Source organism: Streptomyces sp. NBC_00019 (assembly GCF_045041015.1).
Taxonomy (GTDB): domain Bacteria; phylum Actinomycetota; class Actinomycetes; order Streptomycetales; family Streptomycetaceae; genus Streptomyces.
Genome location: NZ_CP108302.1, coordinates 7,656,850 through 7,682,383 on the forward strand (window position 1 = coordinate 7,656,850; position 25,534 = coordinate 7,682,383).

A 25,534-nucleotide genomic window follows, 5' to 3' on the forward strand; every position below is an offset into this window, starting at 1 on the left:
CAGGCCGACGATCAAGAACTACAGCTGCCGTGTCCGAGCTGTAGCAGCCAGGACACACATCTCTGCCCAGCCCACCGGCCGCCCCGTCTCGATACTGACCAGCCGATCGGCGCCATAAATCCGCAGGCACAACACGGTCAAGTCGGCTTCAGACGCCGGGTGAGCTGCTCGAGCGTGGACCATGCCTGGGTGTCGGTTCCGTCGCCCAGGCGGTAGTGGAGGGCGGAGCCGAGTCGGACGGGTGCAGGGCGCGGGGGCGGGTCGATGTGTGCGGCCGCGTCGCGGCCGAGCGTGAACGCGACGGGGATCGGGGGAACTTCGAGGCATGAGGGCACGGTCAGGTCGCGGCGGGCGGACCGGAGTGACGTGAGCAGAGTGACGAGGTCGTGCCGGGCGTCGAGTTCGGCTGCCAGATCTTCGATGGCATCCCGGGGCGGTGTTTCGTCGTTGCCGTAGCCAAGCGCGAGGGTGATGTGCTCCTCGACGCCGGCTGGAGTGCGCAGCACACGCAGCGTGGCGATGGCGGGCCGGTCGGGATGTCCGATGGCGATGAGCCATGTGGGCCGCGGGGCGCGTGCTCGGGCCAGGTCGGTCAACTGGCGGGTGGACCAGGGGAGGTTGACCGGTTCGGCGGTGCTCCAGCCCCCCGGTGGGGTGCCGGTGAGGTGGTGGAAGGTGGTTTCGAGGGCGTGGCCGAGGACGAGGTCGGCGTCGGCGGGGTGGCGTGTCCTCAGGGTGAGGATCAGCTGACGGTCCCCGGAGTCGATCGTGGAGGTGAAGGCCTCCGCGACCCGGGTGGTACCAGCCTCGTCGTGTACGGGGGTGAAGGTGCCGTTCTTCCAGTGGAGTACGGCGCCGGATAGTCCGTCGTAGTAGCCGTGCTCGGCGTCCTGGACGACCCAGCGGTTGGGCAGCCCCCGCAGCGCCGTACGGGTGGGCAGGGTGAGGCGTGCCGTTGGCGGGGTGACGATCTGCAGGGCGCGGTCGGCGGCGGTCGCGGTGCGCAGGGCGTCGGACAGCCAGCTGGTCAGGGCGACCACAGGGCGGTCCTGGATGACCACCGCCGTGGAGGGCGTGAGGACGTCCACGGCCGGAGCACCGGTGGCGGGAACCGGTGTCGCCGAGCCATCGGTGGTGAGGGAGACGACGTCGGTAGTGGCGGCCTCCGGCGGCCAGACCGTGCCGCCCAGCACGGCTGCCAGGCGCCCGGCGAAGGAGCCCGCGAGGCGGCCCGCTTCGGGGACGGCGGTGGAGGCGCGGGCCTCGGTCCACCACACCGGCACGTCGTCGGCCGGGTGGTTCAGCAGGCGGGCGGTCTCGCCGGGCACCTGGATGAGGATCGGCGCCTCCACGGAGACCAGAGGGCGACCGTCAGGGGCGTAGAGCTGTACGACGGCGCCGTCGGCGATGGTGTTCAGGCCGAGGTCGGGGCCGCCGGCGTAGAGGCCCGCGAGCAGGGTGCGCAGGTCCGGCATCTTGGGGGTGAGGGCGATGACGTCCTTGGTCACGGGGTCCCTTGGTCGTTCAGGGCGGTCTGGATCAGCAGGTGGGGGCGGCCGCGGCGGACGAGCGTGCCGCGGCCCGGGGGTTGTTGGGAGGCGTACAGGCCGGGGAAGAGCTGGCCCTCGGTGCGGTCGCCGGTCATGACGAGCGCGGCGGTGCCGGTCTCCCGCAGGGTCGTCAGCACGGGTTCGTACAGGGCGCGGGAGGCGCCGGCGGTGCGGCGGGCGACGACGAAGTGCAGGCCGATGTCCCGGGCGGAGGAGAGGTAGGGCAGGAAGGGCGTCAGGGGCTGCTGGCCGGCGGTGGTGAGGATGTCGTAGTCGTCGACGAGGATGACGATTCGCGGGCCGTGGAAGGCCGGTCCGGTCTCGGGTGCGTCGGGGTCCGCCGTCTCGGGCAGGCGCTTGTCCAGCTCGGCGGCGATGCCGGTGGCGAGGGCGTTCGCGAGCTTGGCGTTGTGGGCGTAGCCGCCGCGGTAGGGCTCGGGGACCACGCCGCGCAGGCCGCGTCGCGGGTCGAAGACGCCGAAGACGAGTTCCTCGTCGGAGTACCGCTCGACGAGCTGGGTGGCGATCAGCTTCAGCAGGTTGGTCTTGCCGCTCTCGTTGTCGCCGAGGATCAGCAGGTGCTGGTCGGTGTCGAACAGGTCGAGCAGGACCGGGGCGAGGGTGTCCTGGTCGACGCCCAGGGGGACCTTCGCGGGTTCGGCGGCCGGGGCGGGCAGCCGGTCGGCGGGCAGCCGGGTGGGCAGTACCCGTACGGGCGGGGCGAGTTCGCCGTGCCAGGTGGCGCGGACGGTACGGGCGGCCTCCTCCAGAGCCGTGGCCAGGTCGCCCGCCACCGGGCGGTGGTCGATACGGGGCAGTGCCACCTGAGCGAACAGCTTGCCGTCGGTCAGCACCCGGCCGGGGGTGTCGGGAGCGAGAGTCTCGGACAGCTTGCGGTCGATGGAGGAGTCCGCCGGGTCGTTCAGGCGCAGTTCGACGCGGGTGCCGAACATCGACTGGGTGGCGATGCGGACGTCGTTCCAGCGGAGCATGCCCGCGACGACGTGGATGCCGTAGCCGCCGCCGCGCTTGAGCAGGTCGGCCACCGGGTCGTCGAGGTCGGTGAACTCGTCGCGCAGGGCGCCGAATCCGTCGACGAGCAGTACGACGTCGGTGGCGCCCAGCTCGGGCAGCTTTCCTTGCCCGCGCAGATGCCGCAGCTGCTCGACGGAGTCGATGCCGCGCTCGCGGAACAGTTCCTCGCGCTGCGCCAGCATGGCCCGTACCTCGGCGACCGTCCGCGCGGCCCGGTCCCGGTCGGCGCGGCCCGCGATGCCGCCGACGTGCGGCAGCCCGGCCAGCGCCGACAGGCCGCCACCGGTCAGGTCGAGTCCGTAGACGGCGACGTCGTACGGGGTATGGGTGAGGGCCAGGGAGAGCGCGAGCGTCCTGAGCAGTGTCGTCTTGCCGGACTGCGGGCCGCCGATGACCGCCGCGTGCCCGCCGGCGGTGGTGAGGTCGAGCAGCCACGGCTGCTGCCACTGCCGGGCCGGGTCGTCGAGGATGCCCAGCGGGACGTGCATCGGGCCGCCTGCTGTGGTGAGGTGCAGACCGTCTGTGCCGGCCTGCACGGGTCTGGCGGCCATGTCCAAGCTGGTGGCGTCCGGGAGCGGGGGCAGCCAGATCCGGCGTACCGGTGGTGCCGCCGTGGCGAGTTGGCCGACCATGACGGACAGGACCGTCGGCCCGGTCTCCCGCTGGGTGGCAGTCGGAGCCTCCGTGATCACCTCGGTGTGCTGCGGGGTGTTGTACGCCGGGTAGGGCCGGGCGAGCGGCTCGGCGTCGTCTTCCTTGCTTCGTGCGGCCGGGCCGCGGTGGGCGCCGGAGACGTAGCCGGCCTTGAAGCGTTCGTAGGTGGAGGTGTCGACCTTGAGGTAGCCGAAGCCCGGCAGCGGCGGCAGGTGGAAGGCGTCGGTGGTGTCGAGGACTGTGCGGGACTCGTCGGCGGAGAAGGTGCGCAGGCCCAGCCGGTACGACAGGTAGGTGTCCAGGCCCTTGAGCTTGCCGGCCTCGATGCGCTGGCTGGACAGCAGCAGGTGGACGCCGATGGAGCGGCCGATGCGGCCGATGGACAGGAACAGGTCGATGAAGTCGGGTTTGGCGGTGATGAGTTCGCCGAACTCGTCGATGACGACGAACAGGTGGGGGAGAGGTTCGAGGTCGGGGCGGGCGGTTGCGCGCAGGGCGGTGTAGTGGCCGATGTCGGCGATATTCCCGGCGTCTTTCAGTACCTGCTGGCGGCGCTTGACCTCGCCGGTCAGGCTGGTGTGGACGCGTTCGACGAGCCCGGCCTGGTTCTCCAGGTTGGTGATCACCCCGGCGACGTGCGGGAGTTCGGCGAACGGGGCGAAGGTGGCGCCGCCCTTGTAGTCGACCAGGACGAGGGCGAGGTCTTCGGGGGAGTGGGTGGCGGCGAGCGCGAGCACCAGGGTGCGCAGCAGCTCGCTCTTGCCGGAGCCGGTGGCGCCCACGCACAGCCCGTGCGGGCCCATGCCGAGCTGCGAGGACTCCTTCAGGTCCAGCAGCACCGGTTCGTGGCGGTCGGTCAGGCCGATGGGCACGCGCAGGAAGTCCCGCTCCCCGCGCGGCGCCCACAGCCGGTGCAGGTCGAGGGCGGCCGGGTCGTCGATGCCCAGCAGGGCGGGGAAGTCGACCGGCCCGGACACGGGCGTGCCCTCGGCGGCCGACTCCGCCGACAGCCGCAGCGGGGCCAGCAGGCGCGCGATGCCCTCGGCCCCGGCGGTGCTCACCGCATCGACGGTGCCGTGCGCGACGTTCCCGCGGAGGTCGTCCACGAGGATTCGGTCTCCGTCGACGGTGATGCGCACGCTCACCTGGTCGGGCTCGTGGATCTGCTGCTGGAGCAGGTGCAGCACGGTGACGCCCATTTCAGGCAGCCCGATCGCCGAGTCGGTGCGGGGGAGTTCGGCGGCCGGATGGCCGTAGGAGTCGTTGACCATGAGCATGCGTGAGGTCAGGCGCAGCGCGTCGGCGCTTCGGCCGGTCAGTCCGCGGCGTACCTCGGCCGCGTATGCGGCGCGCTGACGCAGGTCTGGGGTGCACAGTCGGGCCAATTCGGCCAGGTCGGGGGCGATGCGGCGGGCGGCGACCGGGCCGTCGTACGTCTGCGGATCGAGGACGTGCGGCAGCCACTTGGCCCATGCCCATGCGGACTCGTCGCCGCTGCCGACGGCGAGGGCGACGTCGTCCGGTGCGTGCGTTACCGCGGCCTGCACCAGCAGGGCCCGGGCGACCTGGAGGACGCCATCCCGGTCTCCGACGATGCTGACATTGCCCGCGCGGTCCAGGGGCACGGTGAGCGGGACGTCCGTGGTGCTGCCGAAGCGGGCCTGCAGGGCGCGGGCCTCGTTCAGCATGAAGGGGTCTGGCGGGGTGAGCACCCCGCTGGCGCCGTTCTGCGCGATGACCGGCTGCGGGGCCGGTACGTCGCCGGTGCCGGCCCGCACCGAGAGGAAGTCGGCGTCCGCACGACGGCGTTCCCACAGCCGGGCAGGGTCCCGGACGAGGTCGTACAACGCCTCGGGCGGCGGATTCAGTTCACGCGCCGCCTGCCGCCGTCCCCGCTCTACGGAGCCCAGCTCCTCGCGCAGCTCCTCCAGGTATTCCAGATACCGCTCCCGCTGCACCCGCCGGGTGCGCTGGGCCTTGCCGCGCTGCGATAGGAACAGTGCCATCGCCCCGAGCAGGGCGACGACCAGCACGAGCGCGCCGATCGCGGCGAACTGGCTGTTGCGGATGACCGTCATCAGCACCACCGAGCTGACCACACCGGCCATCGGCAGCAGCGCGGTGGCGGCGTTGCCGACCTTCCCCTCCGGCAGGTTCGGCGGCGCCTCGATGGTCCGGGGCTCGGCAGCCGGGAGGGGGCGGGTGGAGCGGGCGGGCCGGTGGACGACGTGCTGTGTCATCGCACCCTCACCGCCCGCTGCATCACCTCGGCGGCCAGGTGGACGGCGGCGTCACGGGTGTTCCGGCCCAGCATGGCGGTGTGGATGGGGCCTCCTTGGGCGAGATGACGGTCGTAGGGGAGCAGGACGACGGGCACGCCGGGCTCGCGCAGGTGAGCGAGGGCGGCCTTCTCGTCGATGGTGGCGTCAGGGGTGCCTGCGCTGAGTGCGACCACGGTGGTGGCCAGGGCGGAGTGCGGCAGGTGCGCCAGCCAGTCCAGTACTTGGCGGGTGCCGTGGATGCCCTCGGCGGTCATCGGGGCGACGACCACCCGGGCGTGGGCGGTGTCCATCGCGGTACGGGCCACCTCACCGGGCAGGGTCTCGCAGTCCACCACCGTGACCGCGAAGTAGCGGCGCAGGGCCAGCGTCACCGTCCGGTAGGTGGCCACGTCCAGCGGGGCGCCGACCCGCCCCTGTCCGGCGGGCAGCAGCCAGCCGCCGTCGGCCACCGGCACCAGGTAGCCGGTGACGTCGGTGAGTTGCATGGAGGGGGTCAGGATCCGGGCGAGGTCGGCGCAGGACCAGCGCACCGTGTCGGCGCCCATGCGCACCGGGAGGGTGCCCAGGGCCGCGTCGGCCTCCAGGGTGAGCACCGGGTCGTGCCGGTAGTGGTTGAAGGTGCGGCCGAGCAGTGCGGAGACGGTGGACTTGCCGACGCCGCCGCGGATCGAGGTGACGGCGATGACTCGGCCGGTGGTGACGGGCTGCTGCAACTCCTGCGCGAAACGGGTCTGTTGGGCGACTTCCTGGGTGGCGGAGGTGGTGAGCCTGCGCAGTGACGCTCCGGCGCGGCGCGCGGCCGAGTCGCCGTGCTGAGGGCCGCCCAGGGCGAGGGCGAGCCGGGGGTCGATGGTGGGGAGAGACTCGGGGACCGGGGCGGGGACGCGGGGATCACGCATCTGGCGAGGAGCCGGAGGCGGGGGAGGTTCGGCAGCGGCCTGGGCCGGAAGGGAGGGCGCGGCAGGGGCAGCAGGCTCAGGGGTGCCGTCGGCCAGCTCCCGCAGCACGTCGCGCTGCCAGTCCGCTCCTTCTGTCATGTCGGCAACCGGCCCTACGCGAAGGTGTCGAGCAGCCGCCCGTACACCCCGAACACGCCGATCACCAACGGGAACAAGGCGATCACGGCCACGGACTCCAGCAGGTCACCGGCGCGCCGCAGCCGCACCCGCACATGCTCGGCCGGCTCCACCGCCAACACCACCAGCGGTACGACGGCGAGCAGGCCCAGCGCGACGACGGGACCGGCGGCCGCGGAGCGCTCGGCCCACACCGCGACGAGCCGCACCGCCACGACCGCCGCCGCGACGAGCAGCACGACGACCTCGGCGGCGAGCGGGAACGCCCGCGCCCGCAGCGCGAGCACCACCATCACCACGACGCCCAGCGACACCGTCCACACCGACACCGCACGCAGGACGAGGACCCCGGCCGCGCCCGCGGAGACGGCGAGGGCCACAGTCGCCAGCACCAGCCCCCGGTGGGTGGCCGCGAGCGCGGTGCCCACCTGGTACCGGCTCACCGACACCCCGCCCGTACGCCGGTCGTCCAGCCCGGTCAACCCCGACGCCATCAAGGCGAGCCGCGGCAGCACACCGAGGGCCACAACGGACACCACGGCGAGCAACGCACCGGCACGGGTCTGCTGGGCAGCGGTCGCGGCACCGTCCTGCAGCCCGAGGGCCGCCTCCCACAGCACCAGACAGCCGGCGATGCTGCCGGCACCGATCAGTGCCCCGCGCCCCGACGGTGTGAACCATCCGGCGAGCAACAACGCGAGCGCCACGGCCCCGGCGACGCCTGCCAGGCGCGCAGAACCGTTCCAGCCGTACGCGTCGGCGCAGGTCCAGACGCCCAGGACGGCCAGCACGGCGGCCGTGACGAGCAGGGCGGCGGCAAGGGCGTGCCGCCGGGCCCGCCCGCACAGGACGCCGACGGCGGCACCGACGAGAGCCACGGCGAGCAGCCCCGCCCCGACGGTGGCGAGGTCGAAGTGGGTCCGGGCCAGTACTCCGGCGGCCAGCGCCCACACGACGGTGGCGCTCCCCGCCACCGCACGCCGCACAGCAGGCCGCCACCGCCACGCCCGCACGTCGAGATCGTCGGCCACCTCGTCGGTGACGTCATGGACGACCGGAGCCGACGGCGCGTCCTCGACCCGCACCAGACGCAACACCGCCCCGTCGGACACACCGGCCGACTCCAGGGTGCCGTCGTGCGCGAGCGCCGACCCGTCCGGGGTGACCAGATGCCGCAACTCGGGCCGCTCCCCGACCCGATCGTCCAACAGCCGCATGATCTCGGGCAGCAGCACCCCGACGGGCTCCCGCGACGGCAGTACGAGGTCCACCCGACGCCGCTCACCAACCAGGGTGACCCGGCTGAGCGCCGTACGACTGCCGGTCGCGGAACGACTCAAGGACCCCGTGGATATCACGCGTTCGAACCTATCACCGAGAAGAAACAGCAGATGGGGAGGGAGTTGTGGGGGAGGGCTGCGCTGAGGGCGTCGTCACGGAGGTCCCGTACGGGCTCTTGCCGATGACCCGGTGCGAAACGAACGACCACCCCACACACCCGGCACACAGCACCGCCGCGATCACCACCCCGGCGAACACCTTCCCCATCCGTTCGTCCAGCGACCGGCGTTGGCGCTGTGGGCCGAAGAGGAAGGCGTCACGGAGGCGTCGGCGGCGCACCGACACCGACTCCAGGAGTTGGCTGTCGTAATCCTGGGCTGTCACAGCTGGTTGCCACCCACCTCGCAGAGAAAGCGGATCACGTGTCGAACTCGCCGACCCATGAACGCCTCAGAAGATGCTTGGGCAGGTATTCGGACTCGACCTCGATCGGGAAGTCATTGTCGTAAGCCATGCAAGCGATGGCGAGAGGGCCGAGAGCGACCAGGCCGTCACCGCTCAGTGCACGCGCCTCGTCGTCGGCCCAGTACTGTTTGTGCCAGGTAAGGGCTTGATCCAGAGATTCATTGAAACGCGCGGTCTCTTGGCGATTGCACAGTTGGAAGAGTTCCAAGGGCGGATACAGCTGCTTGAGCATGGTCTCCCTGTCGGTGACCAGGGGGCCCTCGGGATCAGTGGCTCGGATTGCAGCGACCAGTTGGTCCCACATTTCCGTCGACCTGCGGGCCCAGAAACTCTGCAGAGCCGCTACCCAGTCGTAGATGTACTCGTCGACCGCCATACTGTCGGGAAGAGACGCACGAAGGAACGACAGGGGGACCCGCATCAGGCGGTCGAGGCGTTCGTTTTCGCGACAGATCGTCGCGAGGTACACCGTCGTAAGCCACGCTCCTGCATTTGTGTAAGACGTGGGACCGGTCGCGGGAAGATTTTTCACCTCGCCTCGGCTCCCGATACGGCACGGCACGGGTCCCTCGGTGGCCGTGGCCGAGTCGAACAGGGCACAACCGACCTGCATGGCTGTAACCCAAGCCTCCCACGTCTCGAACTTCGCCGCTTCGGGGTCCGTCAAGCAGTGCCACTTCGCCGTTGTCAGCGTCTCTGCCAGAGCACTGGCTCGGTAGACATCAGATGTCTCAATCCGCGCCAGTAGCCGTTCCTTGCCCTTGATCAGCGGTGCCATGGCCTCGGCCGCGTTGTCCGTGCGGAACTCATGGCGGGGAACCCTTGAGGCCACTGGATGCCTCCTCCTAATCAATCTTGAAGTACTCAAGCGCGGCACCAGCGTACGAGCCTGGGTTCTCGTTCGCCTTCACCAGTACGTATTGAAGCTTGCCATCCGCGAGCGCATCCCGTAGATCGAGGGCTATCTCAGCATCCTTCCCGCCCCGTCCACGCATCAGAGACAGGATTGTCTCCACGTACTCCTTGGTGCCCTGCTTGACCCTGATGCCCTGGTATGCGCCGGCGCCCTTCCGCCAGCCGAGATCCCCTGACGGCGCTTTTGCCTCGACGATGACGTAGCTACCGTCATGGAGTTTGTACGCCTGGTCGAACGCGTCCGCCCCGTTTGGTGTCTTGGGTAGATCGATCCACTCAGCATTCGGGAACTGCTCAGGAACCACGTGCAGTTCAGCGGATTTCTCGCCAAGTTGCTCCGATAGCTTGCTGTTGTTGGGGGTGTCACCGAGCTGCTGGTGATAGGAATTTTGAGCATCCTCAAGGACCTTGCTTGCAGCGGTAGAGGGGTGCTCCTCATATGCCTTCTCGGCTTTGGTGAGGTCCACGGACACTTTACGGCTCTTGGCCGCTTCGTCGAGTTCTGGGCGATGCAGAGGATCGACAGAATCAGGTGTGAAGAGAGTCCGGCCGAACTTGACCTCCGACGGTCCGCTCGGCAGGTCGTACTTGGATACCAGATTGCCGTTCGCGTCTCTGGCGAGGACGGGCAGTTCGACGCCGTCAACGATCTCTGAGGCATCCCTGCGCCGGTCGATGGCATCGTAGTGCTCGTCGCGCCAGGCGGGGTCGTTGTTGGCCTTCCAGACGTGCTCGTCGCGGATGCGCTTTCGTTCCGCGGCGGTGAGTTCCCGGTCTCCGCCTGAATTCGTTCCTCCGGAATTGTGGTCCGAATCGCCAGATCTTGCGGCAGAGCTGGACGGCCCGTTGCTGCTACCGGACCCATTGGCATTGCCTGTTCCTTGGCGAGGCGACGAGGCGTGCTCTCGGATGCCACCGCCGGTGTCGGCTGTGGTGCCGACGGATCCGTCACCTGTGTGCGTGGATGCCTGCGCTGACTGTGCCCTGCCGCCGACCCCGGCAAGTTCTCGCTCTCGCCTCGCGAGTTCCTCCGACGTGCCCTCGGCTGCGGAGGAACGTTCCGCCTTCGGTGCGTCGCTGGCGACGTTGCCGTGCTTGTCGTAGGCGATGAACTCGCCGTTTTCGACGACGAGCTTGGAGCCGTCGGAGAGTTCCAGAACGCTGTGCGGCGCGGTCAGGTCGGGGACGTTGTCGACGCCGCGTAGGTTCGCTGTGACCTCGGCGATTCTCGGCACGGCATGCCCCGTCACCTTGACCGCGGCGCCGATCGGGTCGATGACGTCGCCGACCTTGGCGACCGTGCTGGCGACCTTGGCTCCGGTGCCCACTCTGCCCGCGGAGGCGACTTTGAGGGGGCCGGCGCCCAGGGTGAGGCCGTTGAAGACGACGGTGGCGGCGGCGCGGGCCGGGTTCTCCTTCCACATGTCCCAGGCGACGAAGGACTTGCCGAACTCCTTGGCGTACGCCTTGCTGTCCTGGGCGAAGTCGGTCGCGAAGACCCCGGTGGGTTCCTGGCCGCCGGCTTCCATGAGGTAGGTCTCGGAGCCGACGACCACGCGGAGCAGGCCTTCCCAGGCCTGCCCGGCTTGCTCCGAGCCGTGGAAGCCGGTCAGGGTGGCGAGGCCGTCGATGGTGCCCCAGACGTTGTCGACGATGAACCCGTCCCAGAAGAAGCTCTTGGCGTAGTAGCCGAGGTCGTCCGTGTCCCACCAGTCGTGGGACTGGGTCTCGGGCGTGCCCCAGGGCAGTTCCTGGGCGTTCTCCAGCACCTCGGCGCTGTAGCCGTAGAGTTCCGCGCCGCGCGGGACGAACTGCTTGGCGCCGGTGTTCATGACGTACTGGGTGCCGCCGACCAACGCTGTGATCTTGTTGTTGCAGGCGATCTCCGCGGCCGTGAACGCGGCCTGGGCGACGGCCACGTCATGCATGAGGGCCTGGTGCTCGGAGACCTTGTCCGCGTCGTCGGTCCAGTTCTCGTCGAACGCGCCACTGTCGGTCTTCAGTCCCGCCACGAAGGCGGTCGCCCGGCCCTTCAGGTGCTCCAACCGCCGTGCGATCGGGGCGACTTCGGCCGCGTAGGTGCGCAGTGCGTCGGCCACTGTGGCGACCTTGTCGCCGAAACTGTCGGCGGCGTCGCGGGCCGGTGCGGTGGAGGCGAACAGATCCTCTGCCTCCGGGGCCTGGTAGAAGGCCGACAGCCCCTGGAACTGCTGATGAGCTTCGCCGCCGGCCTGGCGGATGCCGTCCGCTTCGAGCCCGAGGGCGTCGATGTGGTGCTCCAGCAGGCCGAGGTCGCCGGTGAACAGAGGGATGGACTCCGGCTGGATCACAGGCGTCCCGCCTTCCAGCCGTCCGGCATGTCGGGCATCACCAGCCCGGCCGCCCGCTGCTGCATCTCGGCCGCCATCTCCAGGTCACCGTCCCGGTAGGCGACGGTGGCGTCCACCGCGCCGTTCACCGACCTGCCGACGCGCGTGCCGATGAAGTTCAGCTCGTCCGCCGTGCCCTCGATGAACTCCGCGAGCGCCGCGGCCACCAGCCCGGTCTGCCTCTTGTGCTCCCCGCTCGCCCCTCCCGGAGCGATCGTCCCGGCCGCAGTGGCCGCGGCTTCCACGTCACCCGCGTACGCCTGGACGATGTCATCCAGGACCTTCATGACGTCCCCCACCCGCGAGACCACCACTCCGACCCCGGACGGAGAAATGTCCCACCCCGGCATGCGTCAGCCCCCGCTTCCCTCTCCCCGTTCACTGCTACTGCCGCGCGCTCGCCGTCAGCCGATGTTGTCGACGGCCGCGCGAGCCCTGGCCAGAGTCGACTGCGCGGTGCCGTCGTTCTGCTCCATCGTGGTGCGGACCAGCCGGATGATCTCGCGGACCTCGTCGGCGGCGCGGTGCCAGCGCAACTCCTTGCCGTGGTACTCGTCGGCGACGCCGTCCGCGGCGAAGTCGGCCATCGCGGCCTTCACCGCGCGGTCACGGTCGGTCAGCAGGCTCTCCAGCTGGCCGATGATCCCGTGCAGGCTGATTTGCACCTCACTCGAGGCACCGGTGTCGTACGAACGGCGGTCCAGGCTCTGACCCATGGCCAAGTTCCCCCTTGGAAACGGTGACGGTGACGTGGACGTCGGCGGCTCAGCGCGTGCGCGCTGCCGCGGCTACCGGGCTCCGAAGCGCGCCGCGTCGAAGTTGGCGGCACCCATGTTCTGGTGGGCGTTGTCCTCCAGCTCCACGTCACCCGTGCCGAACGCGGTGTCCATGCCGGACTGACCTCCCAGAATCGCGCTGAGCGAGCCGTTCAGCGCGTCGGTGATCTCATCGGCATGCAGCTTGAACCTGTCGAACGCGGCCTTGCCCGACCCGTTGAACTTCCCCTCCAACGGCTCCGCCGCCTGGATCAGCCAGGAGATCAGCGTGCCCAGGTCCACGCTGGACCCGGCGGTGCTCTTGCCGAGCTCCGACAGCGTCGTCGACCCCATGTCGAACTTCATCAACCCACCCCCGTAAGCGTGTTGTGCACTGCGGTTGCCCGCTTGCCACTGCGTCATCGTGCGTCACGCACGGCTCACAGAACGTCGAACATCCTCTCGCATCACCCGTTGCAGGCGCAACGCGAAAGAGGCCCAAGTGGCGTGATCTAGTTCATGAGAGTCTGCGAGGGCTGCTCATGTCGCTCCTATTGCGTTTCCTCGCCGCATTGCTTCCGGCCACACGCCTGCGCGGGCGTGGCACCGACTCGGTGGCAATGCGCGACTGGCCACTGTGGTGCTGGTCGGAGGCCTGAGTCTCCGGCAGGGGCGTTGAACAAGGGCCAGTCGACGTCCAGTTACCGCCTGTTGTCGATCAAGTACGCGGGATAGCCTGTCTTCTGCCCTGTACGGCACAACCGGCGACACGCGAGGGGGATCGTGGACGGGCGCGACGTGCGCGGGCACTACGAGGGGTTGGCGGCTGAATACGACGAGCACTGGGTCTACGGTCCGGACTACGTGCCCTGGATGTCCGGTCGTATCGCTGAGGCGTTGCGTCTAGGCCCCGCGGACCGAGTCGCGGACATCGGTTCCGGTACGGGCCTGTTCGCGAGAGAAGTGGCCCAGCGGGTCCAGCCCCGGCATCCCATTCTGTGTGTTGATCCGTCCGAGGCGATGCTCGGTCAGCTCGGGACGCTGCCTTCGGCCGATCTGACGCCGGTCGTTGCTTCCGCCGAGGACATCGCCGAAGGACGTGCGCGTCTGCCGTACGAGCGGCTTGACGCGATGTGGCTGAAGGAGTCGGTGCATCACGTGGCCGATCCGGCGCACACGCTGCGCGGTCTGGCCAGCCGACTGGCCCCTGGAGGTCGGCTGCTGGTGGTGATGCTTCCGGCCACCATCCAGTACCCGCTGTTCGAGGCGGCCCTCGCGCGCTTCGAGGAGCTGCAACCGGACCCGGCCGTGATTGAGGGGTACTTGCAGGCGGCGGGGTTGGAGGCCGGACTCAGTCATGTCGAGCATGAGCTGCGCATCGACCGGGACAAGTACCTCGGCATGGTGCGTGCCCGCTACATGTCCCTGCTCTCCACCTTCAGCGACAGCGAGATCGAGAAGGGCGTCGAGGAGATGCGCGCCGCGCATCCGGAGCCGGTGCTGGTGTTTCCGGACCGGTTCGCGTTCGTCCTCGGTCGGCGAGCTGGGGAGTCTTCGTGAGTACCTTGGTCGATGAACGGCTGCGGCGCCTGCGGAGTGAACTCGACGACCACGCGAGGATCGCCGATCGGCTGGGGCTGGATCTGGAACGGCCGTTACGGTCCCTCAACGACGGCTATCCGGAGAACGCGGTGGCCCTGGTCGGGAAGCTGACCGAGAAGCTGCTCAAGGAGCTGTGGCGTCACCACGGTGTCGAGGGTGACCCGTCGACGAAGGCCCTGAACGACCTGGTCAAGCGCTGCCGCCCGTACATCCGCAGCAGCACGGTGGTGGATGCGCTCGAAGACATTCGCCGGTTGCGCAACCGGTCCACGCACGACGGGTACGACATCAGTGACGAGGACGGTTTGCTGGCGGTCCGCCGGCTTGTGGACGTGCTGGTCTGGTTCACCAACACCGGGAGCGCGGCGCTGCTGGGCGGTGAGCCGGACATGGCGCCCGAGGTGGCGCGCCGCTGCGAGTTCCTCGCCGGGCTGTACGTCACGCTCGGCTACCGGCAGGCGAAGCGGTTCGTCCTCAGCCCGGACACCGTGTACCAGCTGTTCTGCCGCGAGGCGGGGATGCGGCTGGAGTACGTGGAGTTGATGCTCTCCCGGGACGCCGACGACCTGCGCACCGTCCTGGCCTCCAGCGACGGGGAGCTGTTGCGCACCCGGCTCCCCAAGCTCACCCGGTTCGTCGTCCTGGACGACGACGGCGGTGCGATGCCTGGCGCTCTCCACCCCATGCTGGGGCTGGACTTCCGGATCGTGCGGTACGACGGCTTCGTCGACACCCTCGTCAACCTGGACACCCACCTTGCTGAACTCACCTCCGCTGCCAACCCGGCCGAGCCGAGGGCTGCCATCGCGGCGGCGGTGTTGACCACCGACCCGCGCACCGGCGAGTCGAGGATGGATCTGTCCGGCGACGCAGCGGAGCTCCTGACGGGTCTGGCGCGCGGCTGTGCGAACGTCCTGGTCACCGGCCGTCCGGGGAGCGGCAAGAGCACGCTCCTGCGCTCACTCGCCGCCAATCCGGAGCTCCGCCGCTTCCGCTTCTACTTCGACCTCGGCCTCAAACCGAAGGACGAACCGTTCTCCGAGTACGCGGCCCGCCTCCTCGCGCCGGTCATGACGTCGGACCGCTCGCGCGCCTACGAACTCTTCCTCTACCTCATCCGCTCGGGGACCGCGCTGTGCGTGCTCGACGCCGTCGACGAGGGCGTGGACGAAGCAAGCCCGGCCGGTTTCCTGCGGCTCTTCGCCGATCTCGCGGCCGTGTTGTCCGCCGAGTCGGCGGTGGTCATGAGTTCACGGGTGTCTTTCCTCGCGGACTCACCGCAGGTGCGTCAGCTGCTGGACAATGGCGCGGGTCGCTCCGAGCAGCTGGTCGAGCAGATGTACGCCAACGGCGTTGACCCGTCCCGCGTGCCGCACTTCCACGTCGTACGCCTGGCCGAACCCGAAACCACGCCACTTGAGACGCGCCTGACCACGGCGCTGAGCCTTCCCGCGGGCCAGCCGCTCGCGGACATCCTCGGCACGCACATCACGCGGACGTTGACCGAGCGGGGCCGACCCGACCTGGAGCAGCTGCTCCCCGCCGCGTTCGGCCATGCCTTTCTGAGCGACCGCACCGTGTTCTCCCTCCTCGATATCCACCGCCAGGTGGGGGCTGAAGCGTTCGCGGACGGGCGCCTCGATCTCGACGCCTGTGTGCTCGCTGCGCTGCTGCGACCTGCCGGGCCCGATCACGTCGCCTTCGTGCACACGGCGTACCAGGAGCTGCTGGCGGCTAGGTTCCTCGCCGAGTCGGCCAACCGGGACCTGGCGGCGGGCCTTCTCGGCGGTGCTTTCCTCACCGAGCAGGTGCGCGCTTTCCTCGCCGACCTGCCTGGAGGCCGGGATACGGATGATTGTGTGTTGCCCGCCGGGGCGTACCTGGTCGGTCCGGCCGAACGGTTGCTGATCCGTCGCGTCGAGCACCCAGTGCGCTTCGATCGCCATGCCGTGACCGTCGCCCGCTACCGCCGCTTCCTCGCATCGCTAGATGCAGATGGCACCTCGCGGTGGGACCACCCCGACCAGCCGGCCGACGTCACCCATCGCCCCTGGACCGACCGGCTACGGCACCCCGACTACTACGACAACCCGCGCTACGACAACCACCCGGCCATCTGCGTCAGCTGGTGGAGCGCTTATGCCTTCGCTGCGTTCGAGGGCAAGCGGCTGCCGACCTCCCTCGAATGGGAGGCCGCCGCGCGCGGCGGCGACGGGCGCCTGTTTCCCTGGGGCGACACCCTCGACAGCACCCGCGTCAACTGCGCCGACACCTGGGTCGGCCAGCCCGTCGTGACGTATCAGGCCTGGTACCGGGACTTCGCGGGCGACGCCGTCCGACGGGCCGGGGTGACCCCGGCCGGTGAACGGCCCGGCAACCGCTCGCCGTTCGGCGTCCTCGACATGGTGGGCAACTGCTGGGAGTGGACCTCCACCAGCCTGGACGACCCCGGCGAGGCGGTCATCTGCGGTGGCAGCTACGACAACCCGATGCGCGCCGTGCAGACCAGCAGCAAGGGCATCTACCGCAAGCGCGGCGGAAGCAACGCGGTCGGCTTCCGGTGCGTGCAGGACCTCGACACCTCCGGGACCAAGGAGGCGACAGCATGAGCATCGGCGACCCCCGTCACGGAACCATTGTGGACCGGCGCCCGAGCGGCGGCGGGCTGAGCGGTGCGCTCGGCACCTATGTCGTCCGGGACGACGAGGACGAGCGCTACTACGGCTTCGACTACCGGCAGATCGTCACTGAGGGATTCCGCACCATCCGCACCGGCGAACGCGTCCGCTTCCACGTCAGCGCCGAAAGCCCCGACCGGGCGGAGTTCGTCATCCGCCTCGATCAGCCCGACCCGGCCGAGTACTACCAGTGACCGCCAACGGAGATCCGCAGCTCGAAGACGTAACAGGGGCACGCCAGGAGCTGACCGTCGTCCTGCCGGTGCGCCTGCTGCGCGTCCCCGGCTGGCCCGAAGGCCCCTTCCCCTTCGAGCTGGGCAGCCGCCGCACCGACGCCCAGACCCGGTCCACGTACTTCGCCCCTGCCTCCGCCCGCGCCCTGTACGGGGCGCCCGGTCGGCCGCGTCGCTGGCACCTGCCGTTGGACGTCAAGCAGGATGGGCTGCACCTGCTGGGCATGGAACTGCTCCGCGCGGCCACCGCCCGCAACCCCGAACACGCCCTTGTCGTCCTGCACTTGAGCGTGGAGAGACCGTTGCTGCCCATCCTGCGGGCCCTGGCCGGTCGGCGGCCGAATCTGGCCGAAGAACTGCTCACCGGCCCCTTCGACCCGGCCGCGCTCCTCGCCGGCATCGCGGACGTCCGCGACCCCGACCAGCCGTTCGCCATAGCCCGCCCCTACACGATCGCCTTCATGACCCCCACCGAGCGGCACACCCCGGCACTCCGCATCGGCGACGACGGGGCGCTGCCCGTCACCGCGGACCATTGGCTGTGGCAACTGGCCTCCCGCTCCACCCCGGAGGACTTCCCGCTACCCCCGGAGACCGCCGCTGATCAACTCAAGGACGCTGTACGGATCTCCGCAGACTGGAGCGCCTTGGTGCTACGCCAAGGAGCTGCCTTTCTCGGCCACCGCCCCGACACCGGCGCGGGCGACTTCTTCGAGTTCGGCGCCCTGCACTCCCGGACCGTCTACCTCGACGCCCTGCTTCTCGGCTCGCTCCAGCGCGACCACATCGACGAGCTCACCGACGAACTCTCCGAGGTGTTCAACTCCTCACGCCTCGCCCGCCGCGTCGCCACGCTGGAGCGGAACATTGCAGTCTTCCGCAGCACCTACTGGCGCCAGCACCTCACCGCCCACGGCGCGGCCAACGACCTGCTCCTCGCCTTCCAGAACCAGCACCGGCTGCCCGCCCGCTTCGACGAGATCCTGGCCGAAGCGGCCGACTACAGCAGGCTTGTGCAGACCCAGGAGAGCCAGCAGATCAGCGGGGCCCTGGGCGTCCTCACCATCCTCGGCCTGCCGCTCGGCACCGCCCTCAGCATCCTGCAGGTACTCGACGATCACTCCACGGCACACCTGCTGATCGCGCTTGCACTGTCGGTTGCTGCCACAGCCGCCGTCCTCACGACACGGTATGGGCGCCTGGTCCTGTCATCCCTGCGGGGTGGCGGCAAGGCCTAGGGCCTGTATCGGAAGTAGATCTTGAGCGTGAGATGATCTTGTTTCGTGGCGCGGGGAGATCTGACGGACGAGCAATGGGCCGTGCTGGAGTTGTTGTTGCCGAAGGGCAAGAAGCCCGGGCGGCCACCGAGATGGACCAGGCGGCAGCTGATTGACGGCATACGCTTCCGGGTTCGCACGGGCATCCCGTGGCGGGACATGCCCGAGAAGTACGGGCCATGGGGGCGGGCGTACGACTTGTTCCGCCGCTGGCAGCGCAACGGCACCTGGCAGCGCATCTTCACTGAACTCCAGGCCAGGGCCGATGCGCAGGACCTGATCACCTGGGATCTCAACATCGACTCCACCGTGTGCCGGGCCCACCAGCATGCCGCCGGAGCGCGGAAAAGGGGGATCTGCAGAAGGAGCCGCCCGGCGGCGTCGCCACCGAGCCTGACGACCACGGCCTCGGGCGCTCGCGCGGCGGCCTGACCACCAAGCTGCACCTGGCCGTCGAGCAGGGGCAGAAGCCCATGTCTGTCGTGATCACCGCCGGGCAGCGCGGGGACTCCCCGCAGTTCGAGGTCGTCCTGGGCCGCGTCCGGGTGCCCCGGCTGGGGCCCGGCAGACCGCGCACCCGGCCGAGGCGAGTGCGCGCCGACAAGGCGTACGCCTCCCGCCAGAATCGTGCCTACCTGCTCAGACGTGGCATTCGCTGCACCATCCCGGACAAGGCCGACCAGGCCCGCAACCGAAGGAAACGCGGCTCCCGCGGCGGCCGTCCGCCGAAGTTCGACCCGGAGGATTACAAGGCCCGGCACGCGGTCGAGTGCGGCATCAATCGCCTCAAAAGGCATCGAGCCGTGGCCACGAGGTACGACAAGCTCGCGGTCCGCTACGAGGCGACCGTCCTCGTCGCGGCCATCAACGAGTGGCTGTGACCAAGCGGCTCAAGGCGGGGAGCACGCCTCGCAGGTCGCCGCCATCCACCATGACGGTCGCCGCCGCCCGTGCCCCTGGCGAGGCATTGAATGCCACGCTCAGCGCGACGGAAGCGAACAAGGGCAGGTCGGAGCGGCTGTCTCCGATGGCCCCACACGAGCGGGGAGCCAACCCCAGCTCTCGGGCTTGTGCGAGGGCGAAATCACGTTTGTCGTACTCATCGAAGTGGCAAGCGACGCGGCCCGTGAACCGGCTGTCGGTGGTCTCCAGCCGAGGTCCGCTGAACGCGTGGAAGCCGAAGCGGTCGGTCAGGTAACTGCCGACCGGCGACCAGGCGAGAGTTGCCAGCATGGGCACCAGTCCGTTCCGCCGGCACCAGCCCACGGTCTCCGTGATGCCCGAGACCAAGGGAAGCCCATCGAGCCAGCCAGAGACTTGTTCTTCGGACACACCCGCCCAGCCCTTGGCATCCAGCTCGGAGACTTGTCGATTGTCCAGGTCACCGGAGGCGTAGGCGTCCTCGGCCTTGGCCAACTCGTCCCGATGGCCAAGGAAGCCAGCCAGAAAGACTGACGAACTCGTGCCTGGGACGAGGGTGCCGTCGACATCGAAGAACACAGCGCCCACATGATCGGATGAGAACACTGACCAAGGATGTCACCGCCACGTGAGACCCCAGATCCGGGGTGCCCCGCGTACTTCCGATACAGGCCCTAGACCACCGTGTGCGGAACGGGGCACCGATCGGTGATGGCTCGGCGGTGGCTCGCTACTGGCTCGCATGCAGGATGAGCTGCGCAAACGCGACGCCCGGTGGGAATCCCCGGGGGCGCTCGCCCATGTGTAGAGCAGTCACCCCAAAGATCGAACACGCGATCGTGATGGCAAAGATCGGCTGGCGATCCCCTATTACTTCACGTCAGCACGAGTACGGCCGGACCCTCGCTCCCGGGCGCCGCTCAGCCCATGTCGCGCTCCACCGCTTCCCGCCCTCTTACGGACCGCCCGCTGCCGACGACCATCTGGCTCCCCGGCCCGGACGAGCCCAACGCCGCTCCCATCCCCGGCGCTGTGCTGCCCGCCTGGGCCCTCGACAAGATCCGCACCGAGTTCGTCGGACGCCCCGGCCACCGGCCCGCCCCGCTGCTCAAGATCGCGATCCGGGATACGGCACCCGGTATGGACGCCCGCATCCCGCCCACCCCGTTCACCACCCCGGCCGACGACGAGGACGCCACGAACAGGCCGTCCATCCTGCTCGCCGAACTCCACCCCGACGCCCTCCCCGCACCTGACGACGACCTGCCTGCGGGCGGGAGCGAGATGCCCGGTGCGTTGGAGGACAGTTGGCCCGGGTTCTTCCATCGCGCCCACCGGCTCCTCCCCGAGGACGGCTTCCTGCTGCTGGCCACCCGCCAGCGCCGGGACTCCGGGCAACTGACCGACCCGCTCGGCGCGCTGATCGCGTCCGCCCGCACGGCCGGCTTCCGCTACCTGCAGCACATCGTGGTCGTCTACGGCCACCCGGTCGGCGACCGCCTCATCCCCACCTTCCCCGCAGACGCGCCCCGTGGCGTCGCGCACTGCGACCTGATCGCCCTGTCCGCAATCCGCCCCGCGTAAGCCGAAGGCAGAGGAGAACCGCCGTGCCGCCCTCCCCTCTCTCGGTGTGGAACACCGCCCCGACCTCAGCCCCCGCCCAGCGCGCGGACCGCTACGTCCCCGGCTCCGCCGCCCACCCGGCGAAGATGCTCCCGGCCATCGCCGCCCACGCCATCACCACCTACACCCGCCCTGGCGAACTGGTCCTGGACCCCATGTGCGGCATCGGCACCACCCTCGTCGAAGCCGTCCGCCTCGGCCGCCACGCGCTCGGCACCGAGTACGAACGGCGCTGGGCCGACCTGGCCCGCGCCAACGTCACCCACACCCTCCAGGGAACCGAAGGCGGCAATGGACACGTCGCGTGCGGCGACGCCCGCCACCTCACGGACCTGATCGAAGAGCGTCATCACGGCAAGGTCGCCCTCGTCGTCACCTCACCGCCGTACGGCAACTCGGTGCACGGACAGGTCCGATCCAGCCGCGAGACCGGCGCACGCGGCGTCCTCAAGAAGGACTACCGCTACAGCCACGACCCCTCCAACCTCGCCCACGTCTCCACCGACCGGCTCCTGGAGGCGTTCACCGAGATCCTCGGCCAGTGCCGCCGCGTCCTGCGCCCCGGCGGCACCGTGGTCGTCACCACCCGACCATGGCGCGAGCGCGGCGAACTCATCGACCTGCCCTCCGCCGTCCTCGCCGCCGGCCGGACCGCCGGGCTCACCCCCGCCGAACGCTGCGTCGCCCTCCTCGCAGGCATCCGCGACAGCCGCCTGATCACCCGCCCGTCGTTCTTCCAGATGAAGAACGTCCGCGACGCCCGCCGTCAGGGCATCCCCCTCGCGGTGGTCCAGCACGAGGACGTACTGGTCTTCACCAGGCCCGGCCAACCGGCCGCCCCGACCGGAACGGTCACCGCCGCACCGTCGTGCCCTCGCCTGAGAACGGCCGTCATCCGCTCCCGTACCTGCACCCGAAGGGCCCGCTGTGGAGGCCGCTGACCTTTCGATCGGCAGTCTGTTTTCCGGGGTCGGCGGCCTGGACCTCGGCGTCCAGGCTGCGCTCGGCGGCCACCTCGCCTGGCACGCAGAGAGCGACCCGCACGCGGCCTGCGTCCTCAGACGGCACTGGCCCCGTGTCCCCAACCTGGGCGACGTCCGGGCCGTCGACTGGCACAGAACCAGCCCCGTGTGCGTCCTCACCGCCGGATTCCCCTGCCAGGACCTCTCCGTCGCCGGCCCCCGCACCGGACTGGCCACCGGCACCCGCTCCGGCCTGTGGCGCCACGTCGTCGACGCCATCGACGCCCTCAACCCCTGCCTGGTGGTGATCGAAAATGTCCGCGGCCTGCTTTCCACGCGAGCCGGCGCCCACGCACTTCGCCACATGGAACCCTGCCCGCGGTGTATGGGAGACCCACCCGATCAACCCCGCATGCGGGCACTGGGCGTGCTACTCGCAGACCTGGCCGACCTCGGGTACGACGCGAACTGGACGTGCGTACGCGCCTCTGACGTCGGAGCCCCACACCGCCGGGCGCGAGTTTTCCTCGTCGCCTGGCCCGCAACACCCCGAGACCGAGCCGCTGTTGAAGACCCCGACGGCCAACCTGGGCAGCAACGGTGGCTCCCAGCACCCGGCCAGACGCAAGGCCGGAGGCCACGGCCCAACCCTGGCCGACGAGGTCGAACACCTACTGCCCACCCCGAGGGCCAGCGACGGTGCCAAAGGCTCACCGAACCAGTGCCATGGAGACGGCAGCCTCACCCTTGCTTCCGCGGCGGCCGCCCTCACCACCCCTGCTTCCGAACGGCTGCTGCCGACTCCGACCTCGGCCGATGCGAACGGCGGTGCCGGTACTACGCCGAAACGACAGGGCGGCATGAACCTTCGCACCGCCGTCACTCGCCTCCCGGCTGGTGGGCCGCCTACCTGCCCGCCATCCGCCGCTGGGAACTGATCACCGCGCACCCAGCACCCCCTCCGACCCAGCCTGGAACACGACGCCTCTCCGCCGAGTTCGTCGAGTGGATGATGGGTCTTCATGGCCACGTCACGGCCGTAGCCGGCTTGTCGCGAGCCACCCAACTCCGCCTGCTCGGTAACGCCGTCGTCCCCGCCCAAGCCGCTCACGCCCTGAACGTGCTCCTGCCGTCAGTCCCGGGCTACGGCGCGCCTTCGGGCGCTGGTGTCACCCCTGGCGGTGAATTCTGATGGGATCGAGCCGGACGCCAACCCCGCGGCAGGGCAAAGACCACGACCCGTGCGCCGATCCAGAGCACGCTGCCGCCCTCGATGACGACCACCCGGACACGAACATTGCCTCGGTCGAACAGTCGGAGCCCAGCTCGGGCATCGATATGCCGATCGTGGAGGTAGAGCGCGTCACGGCGCGGTGGACCGTCACCCGTTGGAGTCGCACCGAGCGCCTCCGCTTCGCACGGCTCCTGTTCGGCAACGCCCTGCGTGAAGAGCGCGAATAGAGGCTTGAAGAGCGGCAGTTGAGCTGGTCAGAGGTCCGGGCGCTCTGGCGAAGACAGAGCTACGCTGCGCGTCGCTGTGGGGCACCGGCTGCGGCGCAGCGCACCGGTGCCCCGATTCTTCCTAAGAAACGGGACGACGATGACGCACCTTGTCAGGGACGGCGCCGGAACGGCATCCCGCGAGTCCTTTGCGGCACCGCTGCGAGCCGTGGATTACCTACGGGTGTCCACCGAAGAGCAGGCCAAGGGCTACGGCATTGCCTATACCGGCAAGAAGACGGCCAAATACATCGGGCGGAAGGGCTGGTCGCACGCTGACACCTACGCCGATGAAGGCTTCAGCGGGAGCCTGGAGGCGCACAAGCGGAAAGACCTCAGCCGCCTGATGAGGGACGCCCGCACCGAACCCCGCCCATTCGATGTCGTCGTCGTTTACGAAGAGCGGGCCATCGGCCGCCGCGGACGCGCTTTCTGGCCGTGGGTGTGGGAGCTGGAAGACTTGGGCGTCTTCGTGGCCGTCGTGAAGGACGACTACGACAACACCACCTCGGCAGGCCGCTCGAAGATGCGCAAGGGCGCCGATTACGCGGAGGACGAGCGCGAGAAGATTCGGGATCGCACGCAGGGGGGCCTTCAGGAGAAGGCGGAAGAAGGCGGCTACACCGGTGGGACGGTGCCCTTCGGCTGGCGGATTCAGGATCGGGGAAAGAAGGGCGAGAGCCGTCTGGTGCTGGACGTGTACGAGGAGGATGGCGCCGCCAAGGGCGAAGCGATGACCTTGCGGCGCGCCCGCTACCTCCTGGTGCACGAGGGCAGGAACTGGACTCAGGCCGCGATCGTCCTGAACTCGGAAGGGTTGCTGACACGTTCGGGAGCCCCCTGGTCCAGGGAGAATCTCCGGGCGCGCGTGATGTCCCGCGCGGTGCTCGAAGGGGTGCAGATCTTCAGGGATCCGCATTCCAAGGATGCGCGATCCGGACGCGGCACCAAGCTCGGCAGGGACGGCAGCCCTGTTTTCGGGGCCACGGTCGCCATCAAACTCGACGAGGTGTTCACGGAGGAAGAGGTTCGCGAGCTGAAGGCAGCGGCTGCCCGGATCGGCGCGCAGCGGGCAGTCCGCGAGCGCTCGCGTGGCTATCCGCTGTCCAAGCGGATCGTGAGCCGATGCGGCGCACACTACGTCGGGCAGATCCAAACCATTACAGGAAGGCGCAAATACATCTGCTCGGGCAAGCAGCCCCGACACGCGGGCGGTCCGGTGTGCGGCTGCAGCCAGATCGACGCGGACCGGATCGAGCAGGAGGCGTGGCGGCGCATCAGCCGACTCCTCAAGGACCCGGAGGAGTTGATGGATCTGGCTCGGGAATGGGCCGATGTCACGCTCGGCGCCCGAAGCGGGCACGCTGACCGTATCGAGGAACTCGACGCGCAGATCGCCGTCCAGGAGAGGGCGATCGCGACAGTGATGGCCGCCACAGCGATCCAGGCCGCGCAGCAAGGACTGGATCAGGACGCCGCGACCCAGATGGTGACCCAGGCCACCGGCCCCATGAACGTCGAACTCGGTCAGCTGCGCAAACTCCGAGAAGAGGCCGTCGCATGGCAGCACCAGAACGAGGCCGCCGAGCGCCGGGCGAGGGACCTTGTTGCCCTTGCTGAACGAGCCCGAGCCCAGATGCCGTTCATGAACGATGCGGAACGGGCCGACGTCATCGATCTCATCGATCTCAAAGTCACACTTCAGGGCCCCGTCCCGGTACGCAAGGGCCGCGCGTGCTGTGCTGTGGGCACGTGGTTCAAGGAGCGCGACCTGCACATTCCGGTCGAGGTCCCCGATGCGGCGTGGGCGGTCATCGAGCCGCTCGTCACGAAGACCGGCAGGGGATCGGGGAAGTCCACCGACCTCCCAGCCCGGGACGCCGTCGAGGCGATTCTGTGGAAAGCGCGGACGGCGAAGACGTGGAACGAGGCGGCTCGCAGTCTGAGCCATGGGGTGGGCAAGTCCCTCATGAGCCGCTGGACCCGCTGGAAAACGGACGGCACCTGGGAGCGCATCGCTAAGACCCTCACGGAGTCCACGGCGATTCCAGCGGTTCCCGTGCCCGAGCCATCGAACGAGCCGCCGTTGCCTGACATGCTGGTCGAAGGCGTGGTCGACCCTCGCTTGTTTCACACGGACGATGGCGACGACAATGACAGGGACGGTGAAACACGCGTCGGAACGGTCGCGTCGAGGACCACCATGAGTTGGCAGGCCGCGATGACGGCGAGCGCGATGCCGGGGTGTCCTTCCCGGCGGGCCGCACCTGGCTTTCGTTCCTTGATCAACTGAGAGGTTGTCACTATGGGTCCCCCACAAGTGCGTTAGTGAACGCTCGCGTTCACTGTCGCGTCA

Annotated in this window: 20 protein-coding genes and 1 pseudogene; 10 read left to right on the top strand and 11 right to left on the bottom strand. The window is 69.4% G+C overall.

The window, feature by feature from the left end:
• Positions 1–137: 137 nt before the first annotated feature.
• The 10 genes from OHU89_RS36095 to OHU89_RS36140 all read right to left on the bottom strand — a co-directional run bounded on the left by OHU89_RS36095 (position 138) and on the right by OHU89_RS36140 (position 12,748).
• The gene (locus OHU89_RS36095; protein WP_405649151.1) at positions 138–1,508 is read right to left on the bottom strand and encodes a DUF6177 family protein; all 1,371 of its coding nucleotides are present in this window, start codon (positions 1,506–1,508) and stop codon (positions 138–140) included.
• Entirely contained in the window at positions 1,505–5,479 is a 3,975-nt protein-coding gene (eccCa, locus tag OHU89_RS36100; RefSeq protein ID WP_405649152.1) for a type VII secretion protein EccCa, read from the bottom strand. Before eccCa ends, OHU89_RS36095 begins: the two co-directional genes overlap by 4 nt.
• A complete protein-coding gene (locus tag OHU89_RS36105) occupies positions 5,476–6,558 on the bottom strand; it encodes a hypothetical protein (protein WP_405649153.1) in 1,083 nt (360 codons plus the stop codon). The genes eccCa and OHU89_RS36105 overlap by 4 nt, the downstream gene beginning before the upstream one ends.
• 14 nt (positions 6,559–6,572) lie before the next feature.
• Complete coding sequence (gene eccD, locus OHU89_RS36110) at positions 6,573–7,937, bottom strand: type VII secretion integral membrane protein EccD (RefSeq protein ID WP_405649154.1); 1,365 nt, start codon at positions 7,935–7,937, stop codon at positions 6,573–6,575.
• A gap of 31 nt (positions 7,938–7,968) precedes the next feature.
• Positions 7,969–8,262, bottom strand: a complete 294-nt coding sequence (locus tag OHU89_RS36115; RefSeq protein WP_405649156.1) for a hypothetical protein — start codon at positions 8,260–8,262, stop codon at positions 7,969–7,971.
• A 34-nt stretch (positions 8,263–8,296) separates the two neighbouring features.
• Positions 8,297–9,175 (bottom strand): immunity 49 family protein, encoded by an 879-nt coding sequence (locus tag OHU89_RS36120; protein WP_405649157.1) that lies wholly within the window; start codon positions 9,173–9,175, stop codon positions 8,297–8,299.
• A gap of 13 nt (positions 9,176–9,188) precedes the next feature.
• Entirely contained in the window at positions 9,189–11,588 is a 2,400-nt protein-coding gene (locus OHU89_RS36125) for a hypothetical protein (protein WP_405649158.1), read from the bottom strand.
• Positions 11,585–11,977, bottom strand: coding sequence for a DUF6507 family protein (locus OHU89_RS36130; protein ID WP_405649159.1), 393 nt, complete (start codon positions 11,975–11,977; stop codon positions 11,585–11,587). Before OHU89_RS36130 ends, OHU89_RS36125 begins: the two co-directional genes overlap by 4 nt.
• Before the next feature lie 54 nt (positions 11,978–12,031).
• Entirely contained in the window at positions 12,032–12,343 is a 312-nt protein-coding gene (locus tag OHU89_RS36135) for a pore-forming ESAT-6 family protein (RefSeq protein WP_405649160.1), read from the bottom strand.
• Positions 12,344–12,415: 72 nt separating this feature from the next.
• Positions 12,416–12,748 carry a hypothetical protein gene (locus OHU89_RS36140; protein ID WP_405649161.1) on the bottom strand — a complete coding sequence of 111 codons (333 nt, stop codon included), beginning with the start codon at positions 12,746–12,748 and terminating at the stop codon, positions 12,416–12,418.
• A 417-nt stretch (positions 12,749–13,165) separates the two neighbouring features.
• Between OHU89_RS36140 and OHU89_RS36145 the strand changes: the two genes are divergently transcribed.
• From OHU89_RS36145 to OHU89_RS36165, 5 genes are all read left to right on the top strand, one after another.
• On the top strand, positions 13,166–13,942 hold the full coding sequence (locus OHU89_RS36145) for a class I SAM-dependent methyltransferase (RefSeq protein WP_405649162.1): 777 nt from the start codon (positions 13,166–13,168) through the stop codon (positions 13,940–13,942).
• The gene (locus OHU89_RS36150) at positions 13,939–16,593 is read left to right on the top strand and encodes an SUMF1/EgtB/PvdO family nonheme iron enzyme (protein WP_405649163.1); all 2,655 of its coding nucleotides are present in this window, start codon (positions 13,939–13,941) and stop codon (positions 16,591–16,593) included. Before OHU89_RS36145 ends, OHU89_RS36150 begins: the two co-directional genes overlap by 4 nt.
• On the top strand, positions 16,590–16,856 hold the full coding sequence (locus tag OHU89_RS36155; protein WP_405649165.1) for a hypothetical protein: 267 nt from the start codon (positions 16,590–16,592) through the stop codon (positions 16,854–16,856). The genes OHU89_RS36150 and OHU89_RS36155 overlap by 4 nt, the downstream gene beginning before the upstream one ends.
• Positions 16,853–18,133 (top strand): hypothetical protein, encoded by a 1,281-nt coding sequence (locus tag OHU89_RS36160; RefSeq protein ID WP_405649166.1) that lies wholly within the window; start codon positions 16,853–16,855, stop codon positions 18,131–18,133. The genes OHU89_RS36155 and OHU89_RS36160 overlap by 4 nt, the downstream gene beginning before the upstream one ends.
• A gap of 45 nt (positions 18,134–18,178) precedes the next feature.
• A protein-coding gene (locus tag OHU89_RS36165; protein ID WP_405649167.1) for an IS5 family transposase occupies positions 18,179–19,053 on the top strand; the annotation gives its coding sequence in 2 pieces (ribosomal slippage) (positions 18,179–18,553 and positions 18,556–19,053; 873 coding nt in all).
• Here OHU89_RS36165 and OHU89_RS36170 read toward each other — a convergent pair.
• The gene (locus OHU89_RS36170; protein WP_405649168.1) at positions 19,037–19,699 is read right to left on the bottom strand and encodes an HAD family hydrolase; all 663 of its coding nucleotides are present in this window, start codon (positions 19,697–19,699) and stop codon (positions 19,037–19,039) included. The genes OHU89_RS36165 and OHU89_RS36170 overlap by 17 nt on opposite strands.
• A gap of 321 nt (positions 19,700–20,020) precedes the next feature.
• On the opposite strand from OHU89_RS36170, the gene OHU89_RS36175 reads away from it, so the two are divergent.
• The 5 genes and pseudogenes from OHU89_RS36175 to OHU89_RS36195 all read left to right on the top strand — a co-directional run.
• On the top strand, positions 20,021–20,677 hold the full coding sequence (locus OHU89_RS36175; protein WP_405649169.1) for a hypothetical protein: 657 nt from the start codon (positions 20,021–20,023) through the stop codon (positions 20,675–20,677).
• Between the two features lie 23 nt (positions 20,678–20,700).
• Positions 20,701–21,657 carry a TRM11 family SAM-dependent methyltransferase gene (locus OHU89_RS36180; RefSeq protein WP_405649170.1) on the top strand — a complete coding sequence of 319 codons (957 nt, stop codon included), beginning with the start codon at positions 20,701–20,703 and terminating at the stop codon, positions 21,655–21,657.
• Positions 21,644–22,870 (top strand): DNA cytosine methyltransferase, encoded by a 1,227-nt coding sequence (locus OHU89_RS36185; RefSeq protein ID WP_405649171.1) that lies wholly within the window; start codon positions 21,644–21,646, stop codon positions 22,868–22,870. Before OHU89_RS36180 ends, OHU89_RS36185 begins: the two co-directional genes overlap by 14 nt.
• Entirely contained in the window at positions 22,870–23,139 is a 270-nt protein-coding gene (locus tag OHU89_RS36190) for a hypothetical protein (RefSeq protein ID WP_405649172.1), read from the top strand. The genes OHU89_RS36185 and OHU89_RS36190 overlap by 1 nt, the downstream gene beginning before the upstream one ends.
• A 139-nt stretch (positions 23,140–23,278) precedes the next feature.
• Positions 23,279–25,183, top strand: a pseudogene (locus OHU89_RS36195) (recombinase family protein); the annotation flags it as partial.
• Between the last annotated feature and the right edge of the window lie 351 nt (positions 25,184–25,534).

What these genes read in the sequence shown, in the direction of transcription:
- eccCa (WP_405649152.1), bottom strand. Translation starts at nt 5,479, where the DNA reads ATGACACAGCACGTCGTCCACCGGCCCGCCCGCTCCACCCGCCCCCTC.
- OHU89_RS36105 (WP_405649153.1), bottom strand. Translation starts at nt 6,558, where the DNA reads ATGACAGAAGGAGCGGACTGGCAGCGCGACGTGCTGCGGGAGCTGGCC.
- OHU89_RS36130 (WP_405649159.1), bottom strand. Translation starts at nt 11,977, where the DNA reads ATGCCGGGGTGGGACATTTCTCCGTCCGGGGTCGGAGTGGTGGTCTCG.
- OHU89_RS36135 (WP_405649160.1), bottom strand. Translation starts at nt 12,343, where the DNA reads ATGGGTCAGAGCCTGGACCGCCGTTCGTACGACACCGGTGCCTCGAGT.
- OHU89_RS36140 (WP_405649161.1), bottom strand. Translation starts at nt 12,748, where the DNA reads ATGAAGTTCGACATGGGGTCGACGACGCTGTCGGAGCTCGGCAAGAGC.
- OHU89_RS36155 (WP_405649165.1), top strand. Translation starts at nt 16,590, where the DNA reads ATGAGCATCGGCGACCCCCGTCACGGAACCATTGTGGACCGGCGCCCG.
- OHU89_RS36175 (WP_405649169.1), top strand. Translation starts at nt 20,021, where the DNA reads ATGTCGCGCTCCACCGCTTCCCGCCCTCTTACGGACCGCCCGCTGCCG.
- OHU89_RS36190 (WP_405649172.1), top strand. Translation starts at nt 22,870, where the DNA reads ATGGGATCGAGCCGGACGCCAACCCCGCGGCAGGGCAAAGACCACGAC.